Below are 1166 nucleotides of genomic sequence, written 5' to 3' on the forward strand. Positions count from 1 at the left end.
GGTGCAAAAATTAAGCTTAAGGAACAATCACAAAATCAGGGTTTGCTATTGCAAAAACTGCTTCACGGTCTGCCACTGGTGGATAAATCCATACAGTATTAATTTCCTGTTTAATTTTTTTCGCTTCTTCACGCACAAATTGAACTTGTCGATCCCAACTTTCGGTATAAAGTGCACCCCAAGGACCCAAGTCAACACACGTCACATACTTTGGTTGGCTGTATGGATGAAGTGGTAAATCAACCAATTCTGCCGCAGCGTTATAACCCGCCACACGGCCTAAGCTCATAGCATGCTGACACGACATCACATTAAAATTGCCTAAATCATCGGTTGGAACTTTTACAGTATCGCCAGTCACAAAAATGTTTTTTGCTTCAGGTGCATGTAAATAAGCATCCCCAATCAAACGGCCTAAATTATCTTTTTCACCAGCAATTTGAGAAGTGAGGGGGTTAGCCCGCATGCCGGCAGTCCAGATCACGGTTTCTGTTTCAATTTTTTCGCCGTTAGAAAGCGTTACGCCAGTGGCATCTAGCGCAGTAACTCTTAGCCCAGCTTTACCTTCAACACCGAGTTCGTTAAGGGCCTCTCGAATAACAGTCGCAGCTTGGTCACCCATTGCCGCACCAATGTCTGTCGAGGAATCAACCAAAACCACACGGACATCAGTTTCACCTAAAATGCTACGCAAACGTTCAGGCATTTCGGTCACGGTTTCTAACCCAGTAAGACCACCCCCAGCAACAACTACAGTGTTACGTGCCGCATTTGCAGGTTTATGGGCTAAGTTTTTAAGATGTTGGTCCAGTTTTTCAGCATCTTCTAATGTATTTACGCTAAATCCATATTCTTTTAGACCCGGTATAGGTGGCATAAAAGTCGTACTTCCAGTTGCCAGAACAAAACGGTCATAGCTTAAGTTTTGCTTGTTGCCATCGGTAGTTGCAACTTCGATAGTTTGTTGGTTGACATCAATTTTATTTACCCAACCTGCCAGAAATTTAACCCCAACCACGCTTAATAACTCTGAAATATCAGGGTTCATGTTTTCAAGCACGGCTTCATAAAGACGAGGACGAATCCCGACATTTGGGCTAGGGGAAACCATTAGTACTTCAATATTTTGTTCTTGTGATGCTAAATGGATTGCTCTTTGTGCAGCG

General features: G+C 43.3%; 1 protein-coding gene. It reads right to left on the minus strand.

Features of this window, described 5'->3' with window-relative positions; genetic code table 11:
* Nucleotides 1-16 precede the first annotated feature (16 nt).
* Nucleotides 17-1166 (minus strand): NAD(P)/FAD-dependent oxidoreductase (locus C1642_RS17835; RefSeq protein ID WP_213064292.1); only part of this gene is annotated, 1150 nt, incomplete at its 5' end.

Origin of the sequence: Acinetobacter sp. AKBS16 (assembly GCF_002899995.1) — a bacterium.
Taxonomy (GTDB): domain Bacteria; phylum Pseudomonadota; class Gammaproteobacteria; order Pseudomonadales; family Moraxellaceae; genus Acinetobacter; species Acinetobacter baumannii.